The organism is Bradyrhizobium sp. USDA 4472, from assembly GCF_054058595.1.
The window spans coordinates 1-20,019 of the sequence record NZ_JBSSAM010000001.1; the positions used below are offsets into that span (position 1 = coordinate 1).

The 20,019-nt window shown below is 61.8% G+C and carries 32 protein-coding genes; 8 read left to right on the top strand and 24 right to left on the bottom strand.

Going from position 1 to position 20,019, the window contains the following annotated elements; all coding sequences use genetic code 11:
* From ACVWZ4_RS00005 to ACVWZ4_RS00105, 21 genes are all read right to left on the bottom strand, one after another.
* The coding region (locus ACVWZ4_RS00005) for a portal protein (RefSeq protein ID WP_456789910.1) at positions 1 to 1,394 on the bottom strand (1,394 nt) is incomplete at its 3' end.
* Entirely contained in the window at positions 1,394 to 1,870 is a 477-nt protein-coding gene (locus ACVWZ4_RS00010) for a hypothetical protein (protein ID WP_456789911.1), read from the bottom strand. The genes ACVWZ4_RS00010 and ACVWZ4_RS00005, both read right to left, overlap by 1 nt.
* Positions 1,854 to 2,045 carry a hypothetical protein gene (locus tag ACVWZ4_RS00015; RefSeq protein ID WP_456789912.1) on the bottom strand — a complete coding sequence of 64 codons (192 nt, stop codon included), beginning with the start codon at positions 2,043 to 2,045 and terminating at the stop codon, positions 1,854 to 1,856. Before ACVWZ4_RS00015 ends, ACVWZ4_RS00010 begins: the two co-directional genes overlap by 17 nt.
* Positions 2,032 to 2,412: a hypothetical protein gene (locus tag ACVWZ4_RS00020; protein ID WP_456789913.1), complete on the bottom strand. Its 381-nt coding sequence runs from the start codon at positions 2,410 to 2,412 to the stop codon at positions 2,032 to 2,034. The genes ACVWZ4_RS00015 and ACVWZ4_RS00020 overlap by 14 nt, the downstream gene beginning before the upstream one ends.
* Positions 2,413 to 2,539: 127 nt before the next feature.
* Complete coding sequence (locus tag ACVWZ4_RS00025) at positions 2,540 to 3,916, bottom strand: phage terminase large subunit family protein (RefSeq protein WP_456789914.1); 1,377 nt, start codon at positions 3,914 to 3,916, stop codon at positions 2,540 to 2,542.
* 151 nt (positions 3,917 to 4,067) lie between these two features.
* The gene (locus ACVWZ4_RS00030) at positions 4,068 to 4,640 is read right to left on the bottom strand and encodes a hypothetical protein (RefSeq protein ID WP_456789915.1); all 573 of its coding nucleotides are present in this window, start codon (positions 4,638 to 4,640) and stop codon (positions 4,068 to 4,070) included.
* A 342-nt stretch (positions 4,641 to 4,982) separates the two neighbouring features.
* The gene (locus tag ACVWZ4_RS00035; RefSeq protein WP_456789916.1) at positions 4,983 to 5,180 is read right to left on the bottom strand and encodes a hypothetical protein; all 198 of its coding nucleotides are present in this window, start codon (positions 5,178 to 5,180) and stop codon (positions 4,983 to 4,985) included.
* Between the two features lie 133 nt (positions 5,181 to 5,313).
* Positions 5,314 to 5,535, bottom strand: a complete 222-nt coding sequence (locus tag ACVWZ4_RS00040) for a hypothetical protein (RefSeq protein ID WP_456789917.1) — start codon at positions 5,533 to 5,535, stop codon at positions 5,314 to 5,316.
* A gap of 65 nt (positions 5,536 to 5,600) precedes the next feature.
* Positions 5,601 to 6,077: a hypothetical protein gene (locus ACVWZ4_RS00045; protein ID WP_456789918.1), complete on the bottom strand. Its 477-nt coding sequence runs from the start codon at positions 6,075 to 6,077 to the stop codon at positions 5,601 to 5,603.
* Positions 6,078 to 6,563: 486 nt separating this feature from the next.
* Positions 6,564 to 7,088, bottom strand: coding sequence for a hypothetical protein (locus tag ACVWZ4_RS00050; protein ID WP_456789919.1), 525 nt, complete (start codon positions 7,086 to 7,088; stop codon positions 6,564 to 6,566).
* Positions 7,085 to 7,258, bottom strand: coding sequence for a hypothetical protein (locus ACVWZ4_RS00055; protein WP_456789920.1), 174 nt, complete (start codon positions 7,256 to 7,258; stop codon positions 7,085 to 7,087). The genes ACVWZ4_RS00050 and ACVWZ4_RS00055 overlap by 4 nt, the downstream gene beginning before the upstream one ends.
* 81 nt (positions 7,259 to 7,339) lie before the next feature.
* Complete coding sequence (locus ACVWZ4_RS00060) at positions 7,340 to 7,816, bottom strand: HNH endonuclease (RefSeq protein WP_456789921.1); 477 nt, start codon at positions 7,814 to 7,816, stop codon at positions 7,340 to 7,342.
* Position 7,817: 1 nt separating this feature from the next.
* Positions 7,818 to 7,940 carry a hypothetical protein gene (locus tag ACVWZ4_RS00065; RefSeq protein WP_456789922.1) on the bottom strand — a complete coding sequence of 41 codons (123 nt, stop codon included), beginning with the start codon at positions 7,938 to 7,940 and terminating at the stop codon, positions 7,818 to 7,820.
* Positions 7,937 to 8,116, bottom strand: coding sequence for a hypothetical protein (locus ACVWZ4_RS00070; protein ID WP_456789923.1), 180 nt, complete (start codon positions 8,114 to 8,116; stop codon positions 7,937 to 7,939). Before ACVWZ4_RS00070 ends, ACVWZ4_RS00065 begins: the two co-directional genes overlap by 4 nt.
* Positions 8,106 to 8,972: an AAA family ATPase gene (locus ACVWZ4_RS00075; RefSeq protein WP_456789924.1), complete on the bottom strand. Its 867-nt coding sequence runs from the start codon at positions 8,970 to 8,972 to the stop codon at positions 8,106 to 8,108. Before ACVWZ4_RS00075 ends, ACVWZ4_RS00070 begins: the two co-directional genes overlap by 11 nt.
* Positions 8,945 to 9,619, bottom strand: coding sequence for a hypothetical protein (locus ACVWZ4_RS00080; RefSeq protein WP_456789925.1), 675 nt, complete (start codon positions 9,617 to 9,619; stop codon positions 8,945 to 8,947). The genes ACVWZ4_RS00075 and ACVWZ4_RS00080 overlap by 28 nt, the downstream gene beginning before the upstream one ends.
* Positions 9,620 to 9,772: a hypothetical protein gene (locus tag ACVWZ4_RS00085; protein ID WP_456789926.1), complete on the bottom strand. Its 153-nt coding sequence runs from the start codon at positions 9,770 to 9,772 to the stop codon at positions 9,620 to 9,622.
* Positions 9,772 to 10,227 (bottom strand): DUF1064 domain-containing protein, encoded by a 456-nt coding sequence (locus tag ACVWZ4_RS00090; RefSeq protein ID WP_456789927.1) that lies wholly within the window; start codon positions 10,225 to 10,227, stop codon positions 9,772 to 9,774. The genes ACVWZ4_RS00085 and ACVWZ4_RS00090 overlap by 1 nt, the downstream gene beginning before the upstream one ends.
* Complete coding sequence (locus ACVWZ4_RS00095) at positions 10,227 to 10,796, bottom strand: hypothetical protein (RefSeq protein ID WP_456789928.1); 570 nt, start codon at positions 10,794 to 10,796, stop codon at positions 10,227 to 10,229. Before ACVWZ4_RS00095 ends, ACVWZ4_RS00090 begins: the two co-directional genes overlap by 1 nt.
* Positions 10,797 to 10,864: 68 nt before the next feature.
* Complete coding sequence (locus tag ACVWZ4_RS00100; protein ID WP_456789930.1) at positions 10,865 to 11,527, bottom strand: hypothetical protein; 663 nt, start codon at positions 11,525 to 11,527, stop codon at positions 10,865 to 10,867.
* Positions 11,528 to 11,735: 208 nt separating this feature from the next.
* Positions 11,736 to 11,957 (bottom strand): helix-turn-helix transcriptional regulator, encoded by a 222-nt coding sequence (locus ACVWZ4_RS00105; RefSeq protein WP_456789931.1) that lies wholly within the window; start codon positions 11,955 to 11,957, stop codon positions 11,736 to 11,738.
* 100 nt (positions 11,958 to 12,057) lie between these two features.
* On the opposite strand from ACVWZ4_RS00105, the gene ACVWZ4_RS00110 reads away from it, so the two are divergent.
* The 8 genes from ACVWZ4_RS00110 to ACVWZ4_RS00145 all read left to right on the top strand — a co-directional run bounded on the left by ACVWZ4_RS00110 (position 12,058) and on the right by ACVWZ4_RS00145 (position 16,801).
* Entirely contained in the window at positions 12,058 to 12,711 is a 654-nt protein-coding gene (locus tag ACVWZ4_RS00110; RefSeq protein ID WP_456789932.1) for a LexA family transcriptional regulator, read from the top strand.
* 52 nt (positions 12,712 to 12,763) lie between these two features.
* A complete protein-coding gene (locus ACVWZ4_RS00115; RefSeq protein ID WP_456789933.1) occupies positions 12,764 to 13,099 on the top strand; it encodes a hypothetical protein in 336 nt (111 codons plus the stop codon).
* Positions 13,096 to 13,302 (top strand): hypothetical protein, encoded by a 207-nt coding sequence (locus tag ACVWZ4_RS00120; protein WP_456789934.1) that lies wholly within the window; start codon positions 13,096 to 13,098, stop codon positions 13,300 to 13,302. The genes ACVWZ4_RS00115 and ACVWZ4_RS00120 overlap by 4 nt, the downstream gene beginning before the upstream one ends.
* Positions 13,289 to 13,417 carry a hypothetical protein gene (locus tag ACVWZ4_RS00125; protein ID WP_456789935.1) on the top strand — a complete coding sequence of 43 codons (129 nt, stop codon included), beginning with the start codon at positions 13,289 to 13,291 and terminating at the stop codon, positions 13,415 to 13,417. The genes ACVWZ4_RS00120 and ACVWZ4_RS00125 overlap by 14 nt, the downstream gene beginning before the upstream one ends.
* Positions 13,414 to 13,620, top strand: a complete 207-nt coding sequence (locus tag ACVWZ4_RS00130) for a hypothetical protein (RefSeq protein ID WP_456789936.1) — start codon at positions 13,414 to 13,416, stop codon at positions 13,618 to 13,620. The genes ACVWZ4_RS00125 and ACVWZ4_RS00130 overlap by 4 nt, the downstream gene beginning before the upstream one ends.
* The gene (locus tag ACVWZ4_RS00135) at positions 13,617 to 14,537 is read left to right on the top strand and encodes a PD-(D/E)XK nuclease-like domain-containing protein (protein ID WP_456789937.1); all 921 of its coding nucleotides are present in this window, start codon (positions 13,617 to 13,619) and stop codon (positions 14,535 to 14,537) included. The genes ACVWZ4_RS00130 and ACVWZ4_RS00135 overlap by 4 nt, the downstream gene beginning before the upstream one ends.
* A gap of 2 nt (positions 14,538 to 14,539) precedes the next feature.
* Complete coding sequence (locus tag ACVWZ4_RS00140) at positions 14,540 to 15,523, top strand: AAA family ATPase (RefSeq protein WP_456789938.1); 984 nt, start codon at positions 14,540 to 14,542, stop codon at positions 15,521 to 15,523.
* A 192-nt stretch (positions 15,524 to 15,715) separates the two neighbouring features.
* On the top strand, positions 15,716 to 16,801 hold the full coding sequence (locus ACVWZ4_RS00145; RefSeq protein WP_456789939.1) for a tyrosine-type recombinase/integrase: 1,086 nt from the start codon (positions 15,716 to 15,718) through the stop codon (positions 16,799 to 16,801).
* Positions 16,802 to 16,994: 193 nt separating this feature from the next.
* Here ACVWZ4_RS00145 and ACVWZ4_RS00150 read toward each other — a convergent pair whose 3' ends face one another.
* The 3 genes from ACVWZ4_RS00150 to ACVWZ4_RS00160 are packed head-to-tail and all read right to left on the bottom strand — an operon-like array spanning position 16,995 to position 19,973.
* Positions 16,995 to 18,698 (bottom strand): S8 family serine peptidase, encoded by a 1,704-nt coding sequence (locus tag ACVWZ4_RS00150; protein WP_456739589.1) that lies wholly within the window; start codon positions 18,696 to 18,698, stop codon positions 16,995 to 16,997.
* A gap of 16 nt (positions 18,699 to 18,714) precedes the next feature.
* Positions 18,715 to 19,407 (bottom strand): hypothetical protein, encoded by a 693-nt coding sequence (locus ACVWZ4_RS00155; protein WP_456702588.1) that lies wholly within the window; start codon positions 19,405 to 19,407, stop codon positions 18,715 to 18,717.
* Positions 19,404 to 19,973, bottom strand: a complete 570-nt coding sequence (locus ACVWZ4_RS00160) for a sigma-70 family RNA polymerase sigma factor (protein WP_456739590.1) — start codon at positions 19,971 to 19,973, stop codon at positions 19,404 to 19,406. The genes ACVWZ4_RS00155 and ACVWZ4_RS00160 overlap by 4 nt, the downstream gene beginning before the upstream one ends.
* Positions 19,974 to 20,019 lie beyond the last annotated feature (46 nt).

Consider the following 20,019-nt stretch of genomic DNA (forward strand, 5'->3'; position numbering starts at 1 on the left):
AGGGCTAGCGGCGAGGTGTAGACGACCTGATACTCGCCGCGCGCCTCGCGGAGCTCCGGCGGCATCGGCGGCAGCAGGCCGAGCGAGTTCAGCACGTCGACCTCGCGCTCGATCATCGGGCCGAGGTATTCGGTCTCCTGCCGGCCGAGCGTCGGCGCGATCAGGATGCCCTTCTCGTTGACGAGCTCGATCACCTGCGTGGCGGTCATGTTCGGGTGCTCGGACAGCACTTTGAACAGCGACACCAGGAACATGTCGTCGATGATCGCCTTTTCCTCGAGCATCATCTCCTTGGCGATCTGGATGTCGCCGGTCGGAAGCGTCCCGATGAGCGGCTTCCCGTCGGCACTCATGCCGCCCTTGTTCTGGGCGCCGGGCTTCAGGTTGACCTGGTCGATGATGCCGTCGTCGGCGATCAGCAGCACGGGATCAGCGGCGCGGTGCGCCTGCTTCAGGAAGACGGACTTCTGCGCGTTCAGCGTCTTCAGCGCCGGCAGAACCATCTGCGCCGGCCCGCGGCCGTAGACCTCGCGCGGCGCCTGGTCATAGCGGCTGATCGCATACGGGAAGGTGCGATAGCCGCCCTCCTCCTGCATCAGGCAGCCGCCCTCGATCGAGACATAGTGCGAGGAGAACGGCAGGCCTTTGGCATCATAGCGGCCGCGGTCATAGTCGCGGCGCGGCTTGACGCAGTGCAGGAAGTTGAACGGCTGCTGGCTGCCCTTATCCAAGGCTGCCGTGATCTGGATCGGCAGGTTCTCGTATTTCCATTTCTGGGCGGCCTGCTGCGCGGTGAAGCGGAACCAGCGGATGATGCTGTCGACCTGCCCCTGGTGGTTCTCGGCAAAGAAACATTCGCCGAGCGGGACCGAGCGGTATCGCAGGCCCTTGGCGCCGTGATAGTCGCGGCCGTCGAAGGCGTCGATGAACATGCAGCCGTTGCCGAAGCCGCCAAGCGATCGGAAATTCGAGTTGTTCTGGCCGCGGAAGTTGGCGAGCGGATTGCGGCGATACTTGAACAGCAACTGCGTGACCTGGTCGAAATACAGCCGGACGCGCCTGGATTTCATCAGGTAATCGTTGCTGGCCTCGAGGTTGTGCCACTTGCTGTTCGCCGGCGTCAGAAGCGAGTCCGCGATCGCAGCGAACCGGTGCAGCGCGAGCATGCCGGAGGCATCGACCTGCTGGAATGCCTTCTTCTGACCGGGCCAATTCCAAGAGCCATAGAAAAACGTGTTGCGCTGTTCAGGCCAGATCAGTTGCGCCGCCTCTTCCCACTGGCCGGCGAACACGTTGCGCCAGACGGTGCGCTCGGTGAAGTCGGCCATGATCTCGGCGACGATTCCCTGCTCCTGGCTGGAAATCATGCGATATTTGCGGGCGGTGTCGGCCATCAGTGCATCACCAGCCTGCGCGCGTCGGGATCGCGGCGATCCATGGTCGGGTCGAGCCGGAGATCGGCCTTGACCCAATGCCTGACCGCGATGAACAGGTCGATGCGCTCAGCGTCGGACATGCGCATGTTGTCGGCCAGGCGCCGCAAAACGCCTTGCATCTGATCCTCATCGTCGAAGATCACATAGGCTTTCTGCCTGTTGCCGTACTTCGTGATCAGGTCGGCGACGACGCGGCCTCGCTTGTCGATCTTAGGCGAGGTGCACAGGAACGGCGCCGTCACCGCGCAACTGCCGAAAACGGCATGCAGCAGGAACGGCATGGTCTCGTCGTAGTTGTCGGCGAATACGCTCATGAGCACGCGCGCCAGTTTCGGCGACGTGACCTCGCACCAGGCGAGCGCGCGGCCCTGCCAGCTCTGCCGCAGTTCCTCGGCGTCCATGCGTGGATTGATGCTGTCAGACCGATCCGACACCGCTCGTCCCCCCAAGCAGCATCTGCGCCGCCGGCGATTGCAGCGGCGACAGCCCCATCAGTCGCTTCTTGCGCTCCTCCTCGGTCTCGTCCTGGACCTGCTGTTGCAGGTTGGATCCGAGACCGAGATCGGAGGATGCAATGCCGGTCAGGTCAGGCAGCCTATTCAGCGGCATGGCGGTCGGCCGCCTCGCTTGCCTGTGCGTGGTTCTTCTGCGCCTCGGCCAGCGCGTTGGTCGCGCGGAGAAGTTCCTCCTCGGCGGCCACCAGGCGTTCAAGCGCGGCGTGCTCTGCCTTCTCGGCGTCGCTCATGTTCTGGAATTTCGAGCCGATCCCGCGCTCGACCTTGCCCTCGAACCGAACGGCGTCCGGGCCGAATTTTTCATCCTCAAAGGCACGGAGGCGGGCCTTGGCATCATCGGGGGCCGCTTCGGGCTCATCGCTCGCGGTCTCCGGCTCGTCCTTCACCACTTCGTCAGCGGGCGCATCGAGCGCGCGTTCGGTTTCGACGAGATGTTCGAGCGGCTTGTCCTGATCGTCCATGATCTACTCCGGAAAATGCGGCGGGCAGGCTTGTCCGGTCCACCCGCCGCCCAAGTCAGGGAGGAAACGCCCCTTGAGAGGGTGGCCGGACGATGTCGGCTGCATGACGCAGCAACAACGCACCCGACTATGCGCCACTGTGCAGATCGAAATCAGTCCCAGACGCGACCGGCAGGGCTCGCTCCCGCCGCTTCCATTCGACGAAGCCACCGAATTCCGCCTGGGTCCGCGCATATCGGATGTCCATGCAGAGTTGCCGGGTGGCGGACAGCAGGTCGTCGTCGACCTTCACAACCAGACCGCCCTCGCGGTGATAGCCCTGGTATTCGTCGAACCACTCGAAGAGGTGCTCGGCGACGCGAAGCCGACCCGTTGCCATGCGGTTTTGCATCTCGTCGATGCCGTTCTCGAACGTGAATCCGCCAGTGGCGAAGGTGGCATGCGTCGGGCGCATGTTCATTCCGAGCGTCTTGTACGTCTGGGCCACCGTCGCGCCGTCAACGATCGATCCGCCGCGGCCGCCATCGTGGGGCCACGCGCAGGGGGCGCGCCACATTGGATGCTGCTTCATCGCCGCCACGTGCGCCGGCGCCAGTCCAAGCATCCGCACAGCATGGACGATGTGGATAATATCGGCGTCGCGATCCCAGCAGCCGAGCACCGCGGCGAACGGATGGCCCGTGGTGGCTGAGCCAGAGTGCCGGAAGTCGAAGCCCCAAAGCCACGGCCAATAATGTGGCATCGAGGAGGGATCGATCCTCTCCTTGACCTGCGCCATGGGTGTGGAAAACACCGCGCCCTCGCCCTGCAGATCGGCGCCGAACGCGCGGGTCTCGCGCTCATTTTCCGGGAAGTTCGCGATGATGCCAGGGATATCATCGTCCGGGATATGGCCGCCCTTCGACACTGCGGCATCCCAGATCGTCATCAGGATTTCGCGCATGTTCGAGCCGAGCTTCTGCTTGAAGCGCTTGCGGAGCGGCGACAGGCCCAGCAGAGGCGTCAGAGAGCAGATGATGCGCCCGCGCGTCGTGATGCACCGCGCCAGCACCTCGCCATAGATCGTATCGTCTGTCTTGCTGATATCCTCGTCGAGCAGCGTCAAATCGACCGGCTCGCCCTGAAAGGCCGTGCGGCCCTGCTCGTAGGACTTGAAGCGCACCACTCCCTTGCCGCCGGTCTCGCGCCGCAGGTTCACCGTGTCGACCAGGCCAGACACGCCGCGCGACATAGTCGGCTTACCAAGGATGTTGTCGAGCGGGATCAGCCCGGTGCCGATGTCGCCGTCGACCACGGACCCAAGCAGCTTGAGCTGGATGTTGTCGCGCACCTTCGACGCCTCGGTCGATGCGCACCATCCCAGCCACTCCATGGGACGCTCGATGCCCGGCGGCTTCAGGAACTTCCGGCCCTCGTACCACTCCGGATAGAGTGCCAAAGCGTCCATCGTGACCTGCGCGCCCGCGGCGTGCGTCTTGCCGTTCTGGTTGCCGGCGCGGAGCATGAGTTCCATCACGTCGGCGTTGTGGAACTCGCGCTGCTTCTCATTGGGCTTGTAGAAATCGATGCGGCGATATTTCTTGCGGTATTGCTCGTTCGTCAGCATCCGCTTCTGGTGGCGCCGCAGATCGTTCGGATCCGGGCCTTCCTCGACCTCATCCGACACGCTTGGCCTCGCCTTCGATCACGGCTGGCTTAGGCAGCGCGCGCCCTTCCTTCTCGGCCAGCATCCGCTCATACCGCTGCAGCCCCGAGAACCCGAAAATCTCCTCGAGCTTCGCCCGCGGCACCTGCAAATCGAGATAGCGGCGCAAATCCGCGACCGCCTGATCGGTATGATTGACCTGCACCTCACCGCTGACATTGACGTCGAGTTTCGTCCGATCGCCCAGCCCATGGGCCGACAGCGCCGACAAGACCATCTTGGCGTGATCGGGGTGCTTCTTGTTCGCTATCATGTCCTCGGCAGCCAGCACCGCCGGCAACAGCAGCCCGCCGAAATACGCTCGGGCAACCTCCTGCATCGCCTCGATCACCCGCGGCCGGTGCCGGAGCTCATGCCCGCGCACCCGGATCGCGCTCGACTGCGGCCCTGGGTCGGAGCACCCCGCCTTCCGCGCCGCATCAGCCGCGTCCTCGCAGCCGTTCTCCAAAAATGCCCAGACAAAACGCCGCTCGCGCTCGCTGCACGCCTGCATCTTCGGGCCAAGTTCTTTCGGCAAATCCATGCCCAGAACTTGCCGTAACAGTTACAGGCAACAACGCACCCCAAAAATCACAGTGGCAGCAGGGCAACACCTTTTTCGCTAAGTCCGCGAAAAGATTTGGATATCTCGAAATATGCGGCGCGACCCTGCGTCTCCCCCACCCCCACCCCACCCCCGGTCTTTTTGCCGGGAAATCCATGCGTTTGGACGGTTCAGAGGTTTCGCCAGCAGTCGACCTGGCACATGGCTGGCACACCAACAGCAATTTCATCAATGATATCAACGATTGGATGACCCTCACGCAGGGACATGCGAGCTGATAGGCTGCCGGAAGTGGTTACGAGCGCTGATGACGTGACGAGGTCAATCGCGCTCTGGTGAGCGTGTCCGCTTGCCGGTTGGGATGATGGTTGGCTTGCGTGATGCTGCGGCGTTGTCGGCTGCCTCGCGGAGCTCAGCCTTGGTCGGATCGTGGGTGATGACGCCTTTCGCTATGAGGCGATGGAGGCGCTTGTGTCTGCCCTCGATCTTCGGATTGTGGTTGAAGGGCAGTTTAGCCATTCGGCTGGTGCTTGTTGTTGGAAGGGTGCGCGCGAGGTTGCTGTTGGCTCTTGCGGGATGCCTGAAGAATTGTGATTTGGCAATCCGTGGGACGACGCACCAATGGTTTGCGCATTGATCGAGGCGGATCGATTCAATTTTGGTATTGATCGAATGCGTCAGGGCCGAGCTCCTGCTCAATGAGCCGGCCGAGCTCCATGATCTCGTCTATGTCGAGCGTGACCTCAAAACCATCGATTGCATCCCGCATCAGCGCTTCGGTGAGGCGTTCGTGCAGGAGCAGCAGCATGCCCTTGCGCTCGTCCTCGCTCATCGGTGCGCTTGGATCAGGGAATGGGATGATATCGGCCGGCATCTCACCCTCCTATGAAAACGCCCGGTGGTGAGCCGGGCATTTCGTAGCGGGAATTCCCGCTACGGTCACTTCATGATCGCCTTCACCTGCTCCTCAGTGAGTTTCACGCCGACCAATTCGGTCTTCTTGCCCATCGCTGCGAGCTTGGTGAACCGATTGCCAAACATTGCCATTTCTTGGAACGTGCAGTCGCGCATGGCCTTGCCGTTGGGCATGGTGAGGTCGAGCATGATGATCTGAGCCTTGATGGCTTCAGTTCGTTCTTCCATCCCTACACGGCCCGGACCGCGGCGTGACTGAGCCGGCCTATGGTTTCGCGCTGACGTTGCGTAGCTGTATGCGTTCGTAAAGAAATACAGGTCTACTGCGCGCCTGAAGCTTTCACTATCAGCAATCTCCACCTGAAACAGTTCGAACAAAGCATTTTTGTCCATTCCTGGGTGTTGATCGACAAGGCGATAGACCATCTTGAAAGGATTGTCGGAGGCCTCCCGCGTAAGAGCCGCCGCTCCGATCGCCGCTTCTGCCGCGTAATTGTTCATGATGCCTCCTATATTTTTATGCCAAGCTCTTCGAGTGCGCGGAGCGCATCGCGCGCTCTCTTCTGCCTGATCTGGATACGAGCCCTATTCTGTTTTTTCTGATCTTCGGACAATTCCATCTTTTTGAGGACTTGGCGGCGACCGGCGCATTCTTCGGAGCAAGTTATTTGCCACGTCATTGTTGTTGCAAACGGCTTTGCGCAAACGACGCAGGGCTTTTGAACCGGCCCTTTCCTGATCTTCGCATGCGCTGCCTCGCTCCGGCACTTCACCGTGCAATATAGCCTGTAAGGACCACCAAGCGGCTTAGCAGACTCGAAGGGAGCGCCACACGTTTTGCAGAACGCGGGGCGAGGCAGAACTATTCTCCTCATTTTGAGACGATCGCATTCCATGCACGATCCACCTCGCACCTGCCGCTGTTCCACATGCCCATGGAGGCACGGCTTCCCGGTAAAATACCGCTTCAACCCGCGCGCCTTGGCATCAGCCCTGCTGATGATTTCCGGCATTGCCCTTGCTCCACCGCTTGCGTGCCGCATGTGTCGCTTTCGCCTGCCTGGCACGTTTCGCCATCATCTTGGCCCGCCGCTTCGGTGACTTGTTGCCTTTCATACCGATTTCTCGCATGCGGGCCTGGAGGGCATTTCTCATCAAATCCTCTATGTTTTCCGGGGTATTTGGCGTTTCTTGCTCGATGCTCGACGCAGCCCGTTTTTTCAGTTGCCGGGCTGATCCGCCAACGATATTTCGCTTTTTCCACCGGCCCTTTACGAGCACGATCTGCTCCTCGTCGTCGACCAGGACCAGCGCCTTGCCGAGCGCGCCGAGCAGCGGGAATGTCGAAACGGGCCCCAGCCGTTTCGATTGCGCCGGGCCCAAGATCTTCGCCGTGTAGCCGCTCTGGAGCCCAGACAGCGCATCGATCACCTCATAGCTGAGCTCGCGATCGATTTGAGCCGCGCGCACGGCCTCGACCAGGTCGGTCATGGAGCGGATCGGCGCGGTCATTGGTCGCCCTGCTGCGATGCCTGGGCGGTGGCCTGTATCGCGTCCCAGATGCGGTCCTGCTCCTGAAACTTCGCTATGCAATCGAGGTCGATCACCGGAGGCGATGGCGGACGCGGCTTTCGGCCAAAGTCGATCCGCTTGAGCGGCGGCCGGTGCCCGACGATGATCATAGCATCACCACCCCGAGCGTAATGATCGCCCCGACCATGGCGCCGATCATGAACGCCACGAACATGATGCCGTTGATCGAACTATGCCCCATAGCTGTGCACTCCCACGCACTTCCAATTGCTGCCTTTGCGAATGCGCGAAACCTGAGACTCGCTCATGCCAAATCGTGCTGCGATCTCGACCCCAGAAGCGCCACTTGAACGAATGGCGCTTACATCGGCTTCACTGAGCTTTGCCCTGCCGTGGCCGGCTCCTCGCCTCTGTCTGCCCTTGGAATTCCTGTCTGCCATGTTGTCGAAATTGGTGCCTAGAAACAGATGATCTGGGTTGATGCATGCCCGATTGTCGCAGCGGTGCAGGACATGCATTCCCTCCGGGATCGCGCCGCAATGCACCTCGTATGAAACACGGTGGGCGGCGCCTGATCTCACTCGGCTGTTGACCCAGATGCGCCCATAGCCGTCGGCGTCCTTGCGCGCTTGCCATTCCCAACATCCATTGCTGGCCGCGTGCGCCTTAGCCAACAGGCGTGTTTTCAAACCCCCATGCCCCGTCATGTCAGCCCCCGACCTCTGCCTCGTCGACGATCTTTTGCACGGCTTCCTTGCCGAGCGCGATAATCGCCTGCTGCACGAGCATGCGGAAATGGCGGACGTAGAACTCTTTGGCGACGTCTATCATGCTGCGGTCTCCTTTGCGTTTGCACGAATCTTGCGCTCAATGCGGGCGATCATGTCGAGCGCTTCCATCCTGTCGTCGTCGTCGATGCCCGGGATGCCCAGCTTTGCCCGCGTGGCATTGATCTCGTTGAGCGTCGAAGAGATTGAACGGCGCGCCGCTTCCAGATCATTGGACATCGAAATCGCTCCCGTATTGCGGTGTGAATTGACCAGTCAGAGGATCGACCATGAAATGGCAGGATCCGAGCTTACCAGCGCCGATCTCGCGCACCTTGCCGCTGATGACCTTGGCCGAGTTCTGGCCTGCCTCGCGCACAACGATCAGGCCGTTGTCGCATTTGTTAAACCAGTTCATCGAACCTTCGATGTCGGCGAGGCTCACGACGCGGCCGCCGTTCTGGGCAATGGCCTTGGTGGGATGCGCGACGATGATGACGATCGCGTTCATGGTACGGCAGAAGTCTTTGACCAGCATCAGGCAGCGGCCGATGTAGTCGGTCATCATCTCGTCGCGCTTGCGAGCGCGGTCGAGCTCGTTCCATGGATCGATCAGCACGATCTCGGTGTTGCGGTGCTGCACGGCCCAGGCGGCGCGATCGAGCACCCACTCGATGGTGTGAGCTGGCTCGTACTGGGCATGCGGGACGGCCGATTGGATGGTGCACTGCTCGCGGCAGAACCAGTCGAATTGTGCCTCGCTGCCGCGCCAAATCTTGCGAAGCTTGCTGCGCAGATGCCCCTCGTTCTCCGGAACGTACAGGAACGAGCCGATGCGCTGCTCGAGCGCCATCTTGAGCATCACGTTCAGCACGAACGTCGACTTCCCATGGCCGGCGATGCCAGTGACGACGACAAACTGGCCGAGATAGAACTTCAGGATCGAATCCAGTTCTTCCCAGCCGGAGCCGAAGGCTTGCTTGGCAACGGATCCGCGCTGCGGCAGATCGGCTAGGCGGTACAGCCCGGACGGAACGGACAGGTCCGGAAGCTCGACGACATCGCCCATCAGATCACCCCCTCGATGCCGTTCCATTTGAAGCCGCCCTGCTCTTTGGTTTTGTCTTTCGCGATCTTCGTTTCGCGGTTTCGCTTGGCGAGTGCGCCCTTGAGCGCGTGGAACCAGTTTTTGCCCTCGCTCTCAGCCCACTTGCTGAGCGACAGAAGCTCGGCGGCAAGGTCGAGATTGCTGAACGCCTTCGACCAGGCATCGAAGTCCTTCTGGTTGAGCTTGATGATGCCGTCCTCGAAAGCGTACGCCTTCGTCGACGACACGGCGCTAGCCGTCTCTTCTCTCTCTCTCTCTTTCTCTCTCTCCGTCGCGACCATTCGTCGAACGTTCGGAGAGTCCTGCGGAGGAGGCTCTGGGTGACGAGGCTTTTGCGGCTTGTCTATCTTCTGATGGTGCCAGCCTGTGACCTGCAAATATTCTTTCCCATCAACCACATACAATCTCACGAGACCATTCGACGACAATTCGTCGACCATTCCACGAATGGTCTCGACGGTGATGTCATCGCCGGGGAAAATCTGGGCTTTGATGGTTTTAGGTGAGTAAGAGCAGCGGCCGGCGTCGTCGGCAAAATTCCAGATGCCGATGAACATCAGCCGAGCGATCGGCGAGCATTCCATGACCTGCTCGCTCGACCAAAATTCGGGCTTGATTGTGCGGTAGCGAGCCATCTATCTCGCCTCCTTTGCGTGCTGGTCCTGGCGCCGCGCGAGCTCACTGGCGAGTTCGTCGGCGCGTTGGTTGGCCTTCAGCCGCTCAGCCCGCAGCGCGGCCTGTAGCAGGACCTCGTGCAACCCAGCCTTGGCCTCGATGGAAAGGGGCATCAGAACTCCTCGACCTCCCAGCCGCCACCGCGCTTGGCCGCGATTGGCTTGAGCCCTTTGAAACGGAACGGATAGAGCGACGCCGCGACCTTGATCTTCACGCGAGCGTCGTCCTCCCAGAAGCCTTTGGTCTCGTGCATCTCGATCGTGCCGTCGGCGATCATCACGGCAAAGTCGGGCGTGTAGAACGTGTTGTCGGCAAGGCGCAGTTTGACGGCCTCGAATTTGTGCCAGAGAACGTCACCGGTGCGGCGTAGATCCCAGAGGTGGGAATCGTACTTCGCCTCGGTCTTGTTCATCTCGCCGGTCTTGAGACGGCCCAGCGCCAGCCGTCCGCCACCCGGCTTGTCCTGAGGGATGGCGAACGGCGGCTGGCTGGTGTCGACATGGCGCGCGTTGGACGGCACACCATGGCGCTCCAGATGCTGCTTGAGCTGTTCTTCGGACCAGCGCATCAGTGAACCGCGGGCGCGTCGTGCTCGATGTCCATCTGCGCCGGAGTTATATTTTCAGATATATTTGGCGACGAATTTGTTGGATCAGCCGGCGGCGCGGGCTGGCGCTTCTTGGCGAAGGCACGCATGAGGATCGCCTGGCCGTCATGCCAGCCCGAGATCCAAAGCTGGAACTGATCCTGGGCGAGAGACAGCGGAGGCTCGCACTTATCGCCCTGCATGCCCGCGACCTTGCCGGCCTCAAACTGGTCGGCGGCCGGCTCGAAGAGTTGAGGCTGCGAGCCGATCGGCAGGCCAGCCCACCGCGCGAGACGCTGCACGCGCTCGACCACCGCCTTCATTTTGGCCGGCGTGTTGGCAGTCAGCAGATCGATGATATCGGCTTTGGCGCCGCGGCCGAGATCAGCCTTCGCGAGGTCGACGACAGCAGCGCGATCCTTCTTGGCCTTCTCGACCAGCGCCTCGGCGATCTCGTATGCCCTCGCATGGTGGAAGGTCAGAGCGCGCTTCTCGTCATCGGTCAGTGTGGAATTGTGCCCGGGCCCTGCCGTGCCATTCTTCTTAGCCATGTTGGCCTCTGGAATGATGCTGCCGGACACTCTCCGGCCAGAGACGCAAGCGATTTTACTGGCGTTCGTTATCGGCGTCGTCCTTGGGGCGCAGCCACGGCGCGATGCAGTGTGCCAACGCTTGCGCGCGGCGCATCAACATCTCGGCAATCCACGTCCGGACGTCGAAGCCCCAAGGAAGTTTCGGCCCGGTCGATGCTTGCTTTGAGAGATCGGTTGGCATCGAGAGCACCTTTGATCCGGCGGCGCGCTCCGACTTCGGCCGGCGCGCTAGTCTCCAACTTCAGAATTTCTTGTTCATCTTCGATGCGGCGCCGCTTTATTGCGGCCACGGCCATCACCTGCTTGGCCCACCACCACCATTTCGGCTGGGCATCGGCCATGATCGCGGCGAGATAATCGAGGCCGTCTTCGGACTGGAGCAGCGCCTGCAATTCTTCGATGGTGTAAACGCGCGAGTTAGCGAGACGATGCTTTGCAGAGCGCTCTTTCAGGCCGAACAGATCAGCGACAAAAGCCCATGTTTTATACGGGTTTTTGGCGCGGATGATGTTTGTGATGCTCGCCTGGAGTTCCGAGATCGTGGTGCACGATCCTGGAAAATCGGTGCACAAATCGGCACCCCCTGAATTTGCACAATTCGCCGTCGTCGCTGATGCTCGCGACATGTTCAGCCCCTCACGCAATGGACGGAAGATGATTTCGATCGAACTTGAATCAAAGCTGCGCAATGTGCGCGCGCTTTTCCAAAGCGAACAGCTTTTGAATTGCTATCGCTGCCAATCTGAGATTCTTGTTGCAGAGATTTCCCGAGCGAAGCAGTGTGCTGGAAACAAAAAGTGGTCGGGAGGATCAGATCAAGGAGACGGCGAACCACGCCGTCGTTTCGTGCGTAAGGAATTGGGTAATGGGGAATGTGGTTCGCTTTCCGACGCGGCGTCATGCGCGGATCTCTGCGGGAACGGCAAAAAACCAACCATCCTCCCACGCGATACCGCGCGAGAGTGCGGCGGCGCGGATCTTGGACATTTCATCGAGACTGGGCGCGAGTTCGCCGGCCTCCCACTTCGAGACCGTGCCTTGCGATACCTCGGCGACCGCAGCGAGTTCCGCCTGCGAGAAACCGAGCACGTCTTTGCGGATGAAGCGTAGTGCGCTCATGCCAACACAAATATTCGAAAACGAATTTATTCGTCAAGGCATTTTATTCGAAGACGCATCAAGTTACCGCCTATCCTGTGCGCAAGTCAGGACGGGGCACATGAAGGCGCGAGAAGCGGTTCCGCGGATACTTGAGGCGACCGGCTGGACACAGCAAGAGTTTGCCAAAAAGATCGAGGTCTCTCAGGGAACCATATCGAAGTGGATGAATGAGACGCAGTCCCCGAACACCAAACAGTGGGATCGGGTGCTAGAGCTTATCCGCCGAGATGGGCGCCTGACCGATTTAGCCCAAGAATTAGAGCCGGCCGCGTCTGCGGACGTGGTGGGCCAGGTGGGCGCGGGCTCCAAGATCGACGACTTCTTCGATGACGAGGCGGGAACCACACAAGTCGTCCTGCCCTTTCCAGCCTTTGGCGATTTCATCTCGTTCGAGGTGCTCGGCGATTCCATGCTTCCAAAGTACGAGCCGGGCGAAGTTGTCGTTGTCTGGAAGAATCAGCGACGGAGCACGGAATCGTTCATCGGCGAGCTCTGTGTGGTGCGCCTGGAGACGGGCGAGAGATACCTAAAAAAGCTGGCAGCCGGGTCCAAGCCCGGCCTCTATCGACTAGAGAGTTTCAACGCGAGCCCGATCGTCGATGTCTCCGTCGCTTGGGTTGGCGAGGTCATGGCGACCGTGCCGGCGAAGCAGGTGAAGACCATCGTCGTTCCGGCGGTACAGGGCAAAAGAAAATCGCGTAACGGTAGATAGATTATTCGTCGGCGAATTTTCCGCTTGACTGATATTCGTTTTGGAATATCGTTTGCTCCTCAACGGAGCGAACCCCATGCCCAATGCTCTCTACTTCGCCGAGGTCAATCATCGCCGGCTCGGGCCGGCCTTCCGCGAGACCGATCGCGATCTCAACAGCCGCGACGAAATTATCGGCCTGATCCGGTCGGGCGAGATTGACCCGCTCAAAATCATCGAGGTCGTCGAGCCCTGCGACGAGTACCCGAACGGGCGCGTGGCTGACGTCACCGACGAGATCGTCGCCGCCGCGATCGATCCGGTGCTCGTCCATTCCTTCGATCCCACTGCGCGCGTCGAGTACCTGAACGACCACCGCCGCGATCTGCGCGAGCAGGTGCGCGCATGAACAGCCGCCTCGACCCCAAGATGACCACGGCGCTCGAAGTCGCCGTCATCGTCAAATGCCTGCCGGACCTTCAGCAGGCCGCCGATCTGATCGAGCAGTACGGCCGCACCGTCGCATCTGCCGCCGTCTGTGATGCGACTGCGGAGGCCTACGGCAAGGTGCTCAAGAGCCTCACCAGGGAGCCGACAAATGCGCAAGCCTGATCCGGTCGAAATAGCTCAGATCGCCATCCCCGTGCTCGTCGAGGCCGTGTGCGTGTCAATCGCGCTGGCAGGCGCGGCGGCCTGGATCATCATCATGGCGACGCCGGTGCCATGAGGAAGATCGAGACCGCGACCTGCGGCGAGTGCAAGCGGCCGTTCAGATTTGAGCGGAAAGGCAAGCGGCCCCGGGTTTATTGCAACGTCTGCCGCGTGCTCCGATACGAGACCCAGCGCGCGGAATTCTACCAGCGGCAAGATGCGACCGAGAAACGGCTCGCCGACCGCGCCAACGCCATCAAATGCCACGAGGCAGCATGATCATCACCCAACCCGGCATCTACCGTGATTTCCCGACGGCTGCGTATTTCGATGACCCCACCCCAGCCCCCTCGTTCACGCAGTCACTCGCGAAAGTCCTCATCGAGCAGAGCCCGTTACACGCTTATCAGGCGCACCCGCGGCTGAATGTGAGGCCTGCCGATGAGGACGACGGCGAGAGCTACGACAAGGCGAAGGCGATCGGCAACGCCGCCCACGCGCTCATGCTCAACCGCGGCAAGGAGCTCGCCGTCGGCGAGTTCAAGGACTGGCGGAAGAAGGAAGCGCAGGAGTTCAAGGCCGACGCTATCCTCCATGGCCGCGAGCCGATCCTGCGCAAGCACTTCGACGCCGCCGGCAAGATGGTGGACGCCGGCACCGAGCAGCTAACCGCCATCCATGGCTGTCAGAACGCCTTCACTCACGGCGACGCCGAGGTCGTGATTGCCAACTGCGAGGACGGGATTTGGTTGCGCTCCATGATCGATTGGATCACGCCGGACCTGCGCGAGGTCTGGGATTACAAATCGGGCGGCGTCTCGGCCTCGCCCTACGCCACCCCTCGCCGCATGGCCGATGCCGGCTGGCATATCCAGGCCGCCTTCCATGAGCGGATCCTCGACGCTATCGATCCGAAGGGCGCCGGACGCCGCAAGTTCTTCTATGTCGCACAGGAGAACGAAGAGCCCTACGCGCTGACTGTCAATCAGATCAGCGAGTCCGCGCTGACGATCGGCCGCAAGCAGGTCGACTACGCGGTGCGCACCTGGGCCTTCTGCATGCGCCGCAAGACATGGCCCGGCTATCCGAACCGGATCAACCGTGCAGAGCTCCCGACCTGGGCCGAAAGCTCGTGGCTCGGCCGGGAGATCGAGGAAGCATCCGAAAACGATCCGTCACTCATTTTTGCAGGCTGAACATGAACGCGCCCGCTCGTTTCCAAGCGCAACCCGCTATCCGCTCCGAGGAGCCGCTTCTGCTTGGGGTAATTGGCCCGCCAGGCGGCGGCAAAACCCTGAGCTCGCTGAAGATAGCCCGCGGCATTCAGAAGGTCCGCGGCGGCGATATCCATGTGATCGACACAGAGGGCGGTCGGTCGCGCAAGTACAATGACCTGATCCCCTTCAACATCGTCGAGCTCACGAATGGCCGATCGAATGATTTCCTTGAGGCGATCCGCGCGCAATTGCCGGCGAACCCGGCCGCCATCATCGTGGACTCGATGAGCGATGAGCACGACCAGTACCTGGCGTGGCACGACGAGATGGTGCCGAAGATGGGCGGCAACGAGTGGGCGGCCTGGGCGAAGCCTGCCGCCGCCCGCAAAGCTCTGATCACCGGGCTTCTCAAGGTCAAGGTGCCGCTGATCTTTACCTTCCGCGCGCGAGAGAAGACGAAGCAGGAAGGCAAGAAGGTGATCAACATCGGCTGGCAGCCGGTCGCGCCGCTCGAGATCGTGCACACTCTGGATCTGACCTGCATCCTGCCGCCGCGTGCCGACGGCGTCCCGGTCTGGAAATCGGACAAGATCGGCGAGGATTTCATCATCAAGCTTCCGAATTACCTCGCGCCCTACATCCGCGAAGGCCAGGCGCTCAACGAGCAAATGGGCGAGGCCTTCGCACGGTGGGCAGCGGGATCACCAGTTTCGCCGCCTGAGCAAACGGCGAGGTCAGCCGCTCCGGAGAAGCCCTCCAGCCCCGGCATTTCCGGGGCGGCTGACGACAAAACCGCCGCCGAGTGGGACGTCGAGCTCGGCGAGGCCGCGAAGCAAGGCACGGTCGCACTCGCTAGCCTGTGGACGAAAATCCCGCGCGAACATCAGACGACGCTGAAGGCCGCGCTTGATCGCAGGCATAAGGTCACGGCAGCCGAGGCCGACAAGGCAAAGGAGTCCGCGTAATGGCGCTCCTCGGCAAGGCCTATCGCCCAACGATCGTGCTGATCGCCGTCGGCGCAAGCGTCATTGCGATCGCGCTTTGGATTTTGTGAGGTCCGACATGACCATGATTGACGCTGTCTCTCCGGAGGACTTCGCCAAGCAGATGGGATGGGCCCCGAAACGACTGCGCCGCCTGGCCAAGAAGCTTGGCGCGTGCCGGATTTTGGGCAATCGTATGGCTCTCATGCCCGAAGACATCGAAACCATTTTGAAGGCGACGAAGCCATGTCCATCAATTCCCTCAAGCTCTACCGCCGCGGCAAGGTCTGGCACTACCGCGGGACAATCAATGGGGATCGACTACGCGGCTCGACTGGCGCAACGGAACGCAGCGAAGCTGCAAAAATCGCGGCCGGTATCGCGCACGCAAGACATCAACGTAGTCCCGATGCCGAGAAAGAAGGCCTGACCTTCCCGCAGGCCGTCGCGCATTATCTCGCCGCCGGGAAGCCGGAAAAGTATCTCGACAAGATCGAAGACCATTGGAAAGACACCAAGGTCAAGGACATGACCGCCGGCGCGATCCGACAGAGCGCGATCGACATCTATCCGGACGCCGGCGGTGCCACGCGCAATCGCCAGGTGATCACGCCAACGCAGGCTGTCATTAACCATTGTGCCGAGCTCGAGCTGTGCGCGCCCATTCGGATCAAGCGCTTCAAGTTCGAGGCCGAGATCAAAAAGCCGATCACCCTGGAGTGGATCGAGACTTTTGCCCAGCACGCGCGGCCGGTGATCAAGGCCCTGGCGCTGTGCATGTGGTCGACCGCCTGCCGGTTTGGCGAGGCGAAGCGTCTGGAGTGGGAAGACTTCGACTTTCCGAACAGGACCGTCCTCATCCGCGATACCAAGATCAAGCAGCAGCGCCGGCCGAACATGCCGATGCCGATGCTGATCGCCTTCGCCAACCTGCCCCGCGACAAGAAGCCGTTTCACAGGGCCGAGACAACGCTGCGCCGCTGGTGGGACGAGGACGTCGCGTCGACTGCTGAGAAGGTTAAGGGATTTGAGCGGCTGACCTTCCATTCCTGCCGGCACGGCTTCGCAACAAAGATGCTGCGCGACGGCGTCGATCCGAAGACTGCATCGGACCTCGGCGGCTGGGCTGATATCGGCACGTTTATGAAGACTTACGCGCATGCGCTGCGCGATCCGCGGATCACCGACCAGCTATTTTCTGGCACAAAAGTGACACAAGAAGAAGCTGACGCCAACGAAATCAAGAGGATAGAGAAATGAAAAGACCCGTCCGGGGGGACAACCGGACGGGTCGAGCCATATGGGCGCTTGGGGTGGATGGGCGCTCGCGCCTGATATGACTGATGGGGAGGGATGACCGCTCCCACATAATTTGGTCGTGGCAGCACGCTGAACGTTCAATGCGGCGTTCGATTTTTCGACCCTGGGCCGACGCGCAATGTTGTCGCGGCCGTTACTGCGTTGGCGGCCTATCCGCCTGAAAAATCGTGGATTTATCGCCGGAATTCGACAACGAGGGCCGCTGCTCGAGGGCGCGGATGCCGGGGTCCTCGCGACGCTTCTCGGCATCTTCACGTTTAGTTGTAGCGGACGCGGCGGCGACCGGCGTCGTGCCGTCGACCGGAATGGCCATCACCGCAGCAAACGCATCGGGCTCGCCGTCGCCATAGAGATCATCACGCCCGGGTGAACCGAGGTCGCGCGCGGTCTTGGCCAGCGTCATGCGCAGCGCTTCCGGCTTGAGCGCGTAGTTGCGCTCGAGCAGCAATGCCGCGACGCCGGAGACGTAGGCGGCCGAGAAGGAGGTACCCGACGTGATCTGATATTTGCCGTCGGGCGCCGGCAGGAAGATGTCGACGCCCGGCGCGGCCAGCGCGACGTAGTTGCCGCGGTTCGACGCGGTGAACAACTTGTCCTGCCGATCGGTTGCGCTCACTGCGATCACGTTGGGATTGGCCGCGGGATAGAGCGGCGGCGATTTGGCGCCGGCATTGCCGGCCGCCGCGATCAGCACCAGGCCGCGCTCGGCACTCGCCGCGATCGCGCGCTCGATGACCGCGTCCTTGGGACCGGCAAAGCTCATATTGACGATCTGGGCGCCGTGCTCCGCGGCATAATTGAGCGACCGCAGGATGATGTAGGACGAGCTCTCGGCACCGCCGATAGTGCCGCCGAACGCCCTGATGGCGATGATGCGCGCTTCCGGCGCGCTGCCCATCAGCTTGGCATGGGCCACGATCGCACCGGCAATGCCGGTGCCATGGATATGGGCGCCCTCGCCACTGCCGAGCGCGTCGAAGACGTCGGCAATGGAATTGGCGAGCTCGGGATGTTTTGCGTCGATCCCGGAATCGATCACTGCAACCGTCACGTTGGCGCCGTGCACCAGCGTGTGCGCCTGCGGCAGCCGCAGCTTCGAGAGCGCGTATTGCGCCGGATCGCCTTCGGTCGGCACCGCCGGCTTCTCGTCCTGCAGCAAATAGCGGAAGTTCGGCTGCAGCGAGCGTACGCTGCCATCGGCGGCGAACTCGCGGCGCGCCGTCTCGTACGGCCTGCCGTCGCTGATGCGAAACAGGCCGACCGTAGCCCCGATCAGCGGGAAATTCTCCGAAGAGATGCGGATCAAGCCGTGGCGTCGCGCAAGCTCGTCGGCTTCGGTCGGCGACAGCGCGCCATCGATCTCGGCCACGAATTCATTGGCGAAACTGCGCGAGGTCATGGCAACCGGCGTCGCGTTGCCACGTCCCTTGCGGGCGCTCTTTTTGGCCGACTTGCCGGAGCCGCCGCCGCCGCCATTCGGCTGGCCGAGGCACTCGCCATCGGCATCGCGCGAGGCGTTAGAGCAGGCGGGATAGAGATTTGGCGAGTAGCGCGCGTAGGGCAGCACGGGGTTGACGGAATTCGGGGCGATCCGCGCGATGCTATGAACCGTGGGCGTCACGTGCGGCGTCACATGCGGACCGTGATCGCCTCCCACGACACGCGCCGCGACGCCCGGTGAGATCGTGGGCGTACGCGTGGGAATGCTGATCGTCGGCGTGCGCATGATCGCCTGGGCGTGGGCGACCTCGAGACCGGGACAGGCAAGCAGGAGCGCGGCCCCGAGCGACGAAGCATAGGCCCCGGTTCGCAACAGGCTCTGGGACTTGCGCGTCATCGCTGCAGGGGCGGCCTTAAGGCGCCGCGACGGCGAGATTGACGAACTTCTCGCGCTGCATTCTGGCGAGCAACGCAGTGAGCTCGTCCTGGCTCATCGCCTTGTCGAACTGGAGGCGGAACATGCCGCCTTTGGCATCGCCGATGATCGAGGCCTGGTAATTGTCGAGCAGCGCGGTGATGTCGGCGACGCGCGCCTCCGGCGTGAAGCGCACCAGCGCCCGCGAAGGTGTAGCCGCCCCGAGCTCGCGCATGACCGGCGCACCGGTCGAGAGCGAAGCAGTCTGGAAGGTCGCGGGCTGGGTCTGCATCAAGACAGCGCCGATGATGCCGGCCTGGAGCAGCAGCGCGATCGCGCCAAGGGTCGCGGACCAGGCCAGCGTGCGCGGCGACAGGCTCGCGAAGAACGTGGCGATACGCGCCGGGAGCGGCAACGAACGGGTCGCCCGCGCGGGCTCAGCGTCGATTGCGGCGAACAGCTTCTGCATCGCGCGCGCCGACGGAGCACCCAGGCTCTCATTCAGGTGGATGGTCTCTTCGTATTCGCCGCGGATCGCCGCATATTGCTTTGCGAGCTCCGGATCGCCGGCAAGCGCTTCCTCGACGCGTCGGGTGTCGCGCGGGTTCAGCGTTCCGGCGGCGTACCACGGCAGCAGCAACTCGATCTCCCCGGGCTCTCGCTCCAGCATCTTCTTGCTCAAAGCCATCATGGCCAGCCTCGCTCAATGCCGGCTGCCTGCAGCAGTTCGGCCAATTTCTTGCGCGCATAGAAGAGGCGCGTCTTTACCGTGTTCTCCGGGATGCCGACGATCTCGGCCACCTCTTCCACCGATTTCTCGTGGTAATAGACGAGGTCGACGATTTCCCGATGGTCCGGCGAGAGGCCCGTCAGACACTCCCGCAACGCTTCACTGGTATCTTTCTTCTGAACCGCCGTTTCTGGATTGTCGGATGAATCCTCGATCGCATTGGCGGCCTCGTCGTCCAATTCAAAATCCTTTCGGCGGCGAAGCGCAGAGAGGGCCTTGAATCGGGTGATTGCCAGCAGCCAGGTGGAAACGGCGGATCGGCCCTCGAATTTGCCGGCTTGACGCCAGACATCCAGAAAAACCTCGCTGATGAGGTCTTCCGCCGTCTGCTCGTCCCGCACGAGCCTCAGCCCGAACCTGTAAACCCTGACATGGTGCCGCCCGTACAGCACCTGCATGGCGAGCCGGTCACCCTGGGCGATCCTGGCGATCAGGACCTCGTCCGTAGCCGCCTGTGTCACGCTCAAAGCCGGTCTCGCAAGATTGGTCGAGTCGAGGCGGGGGACGGTTCGA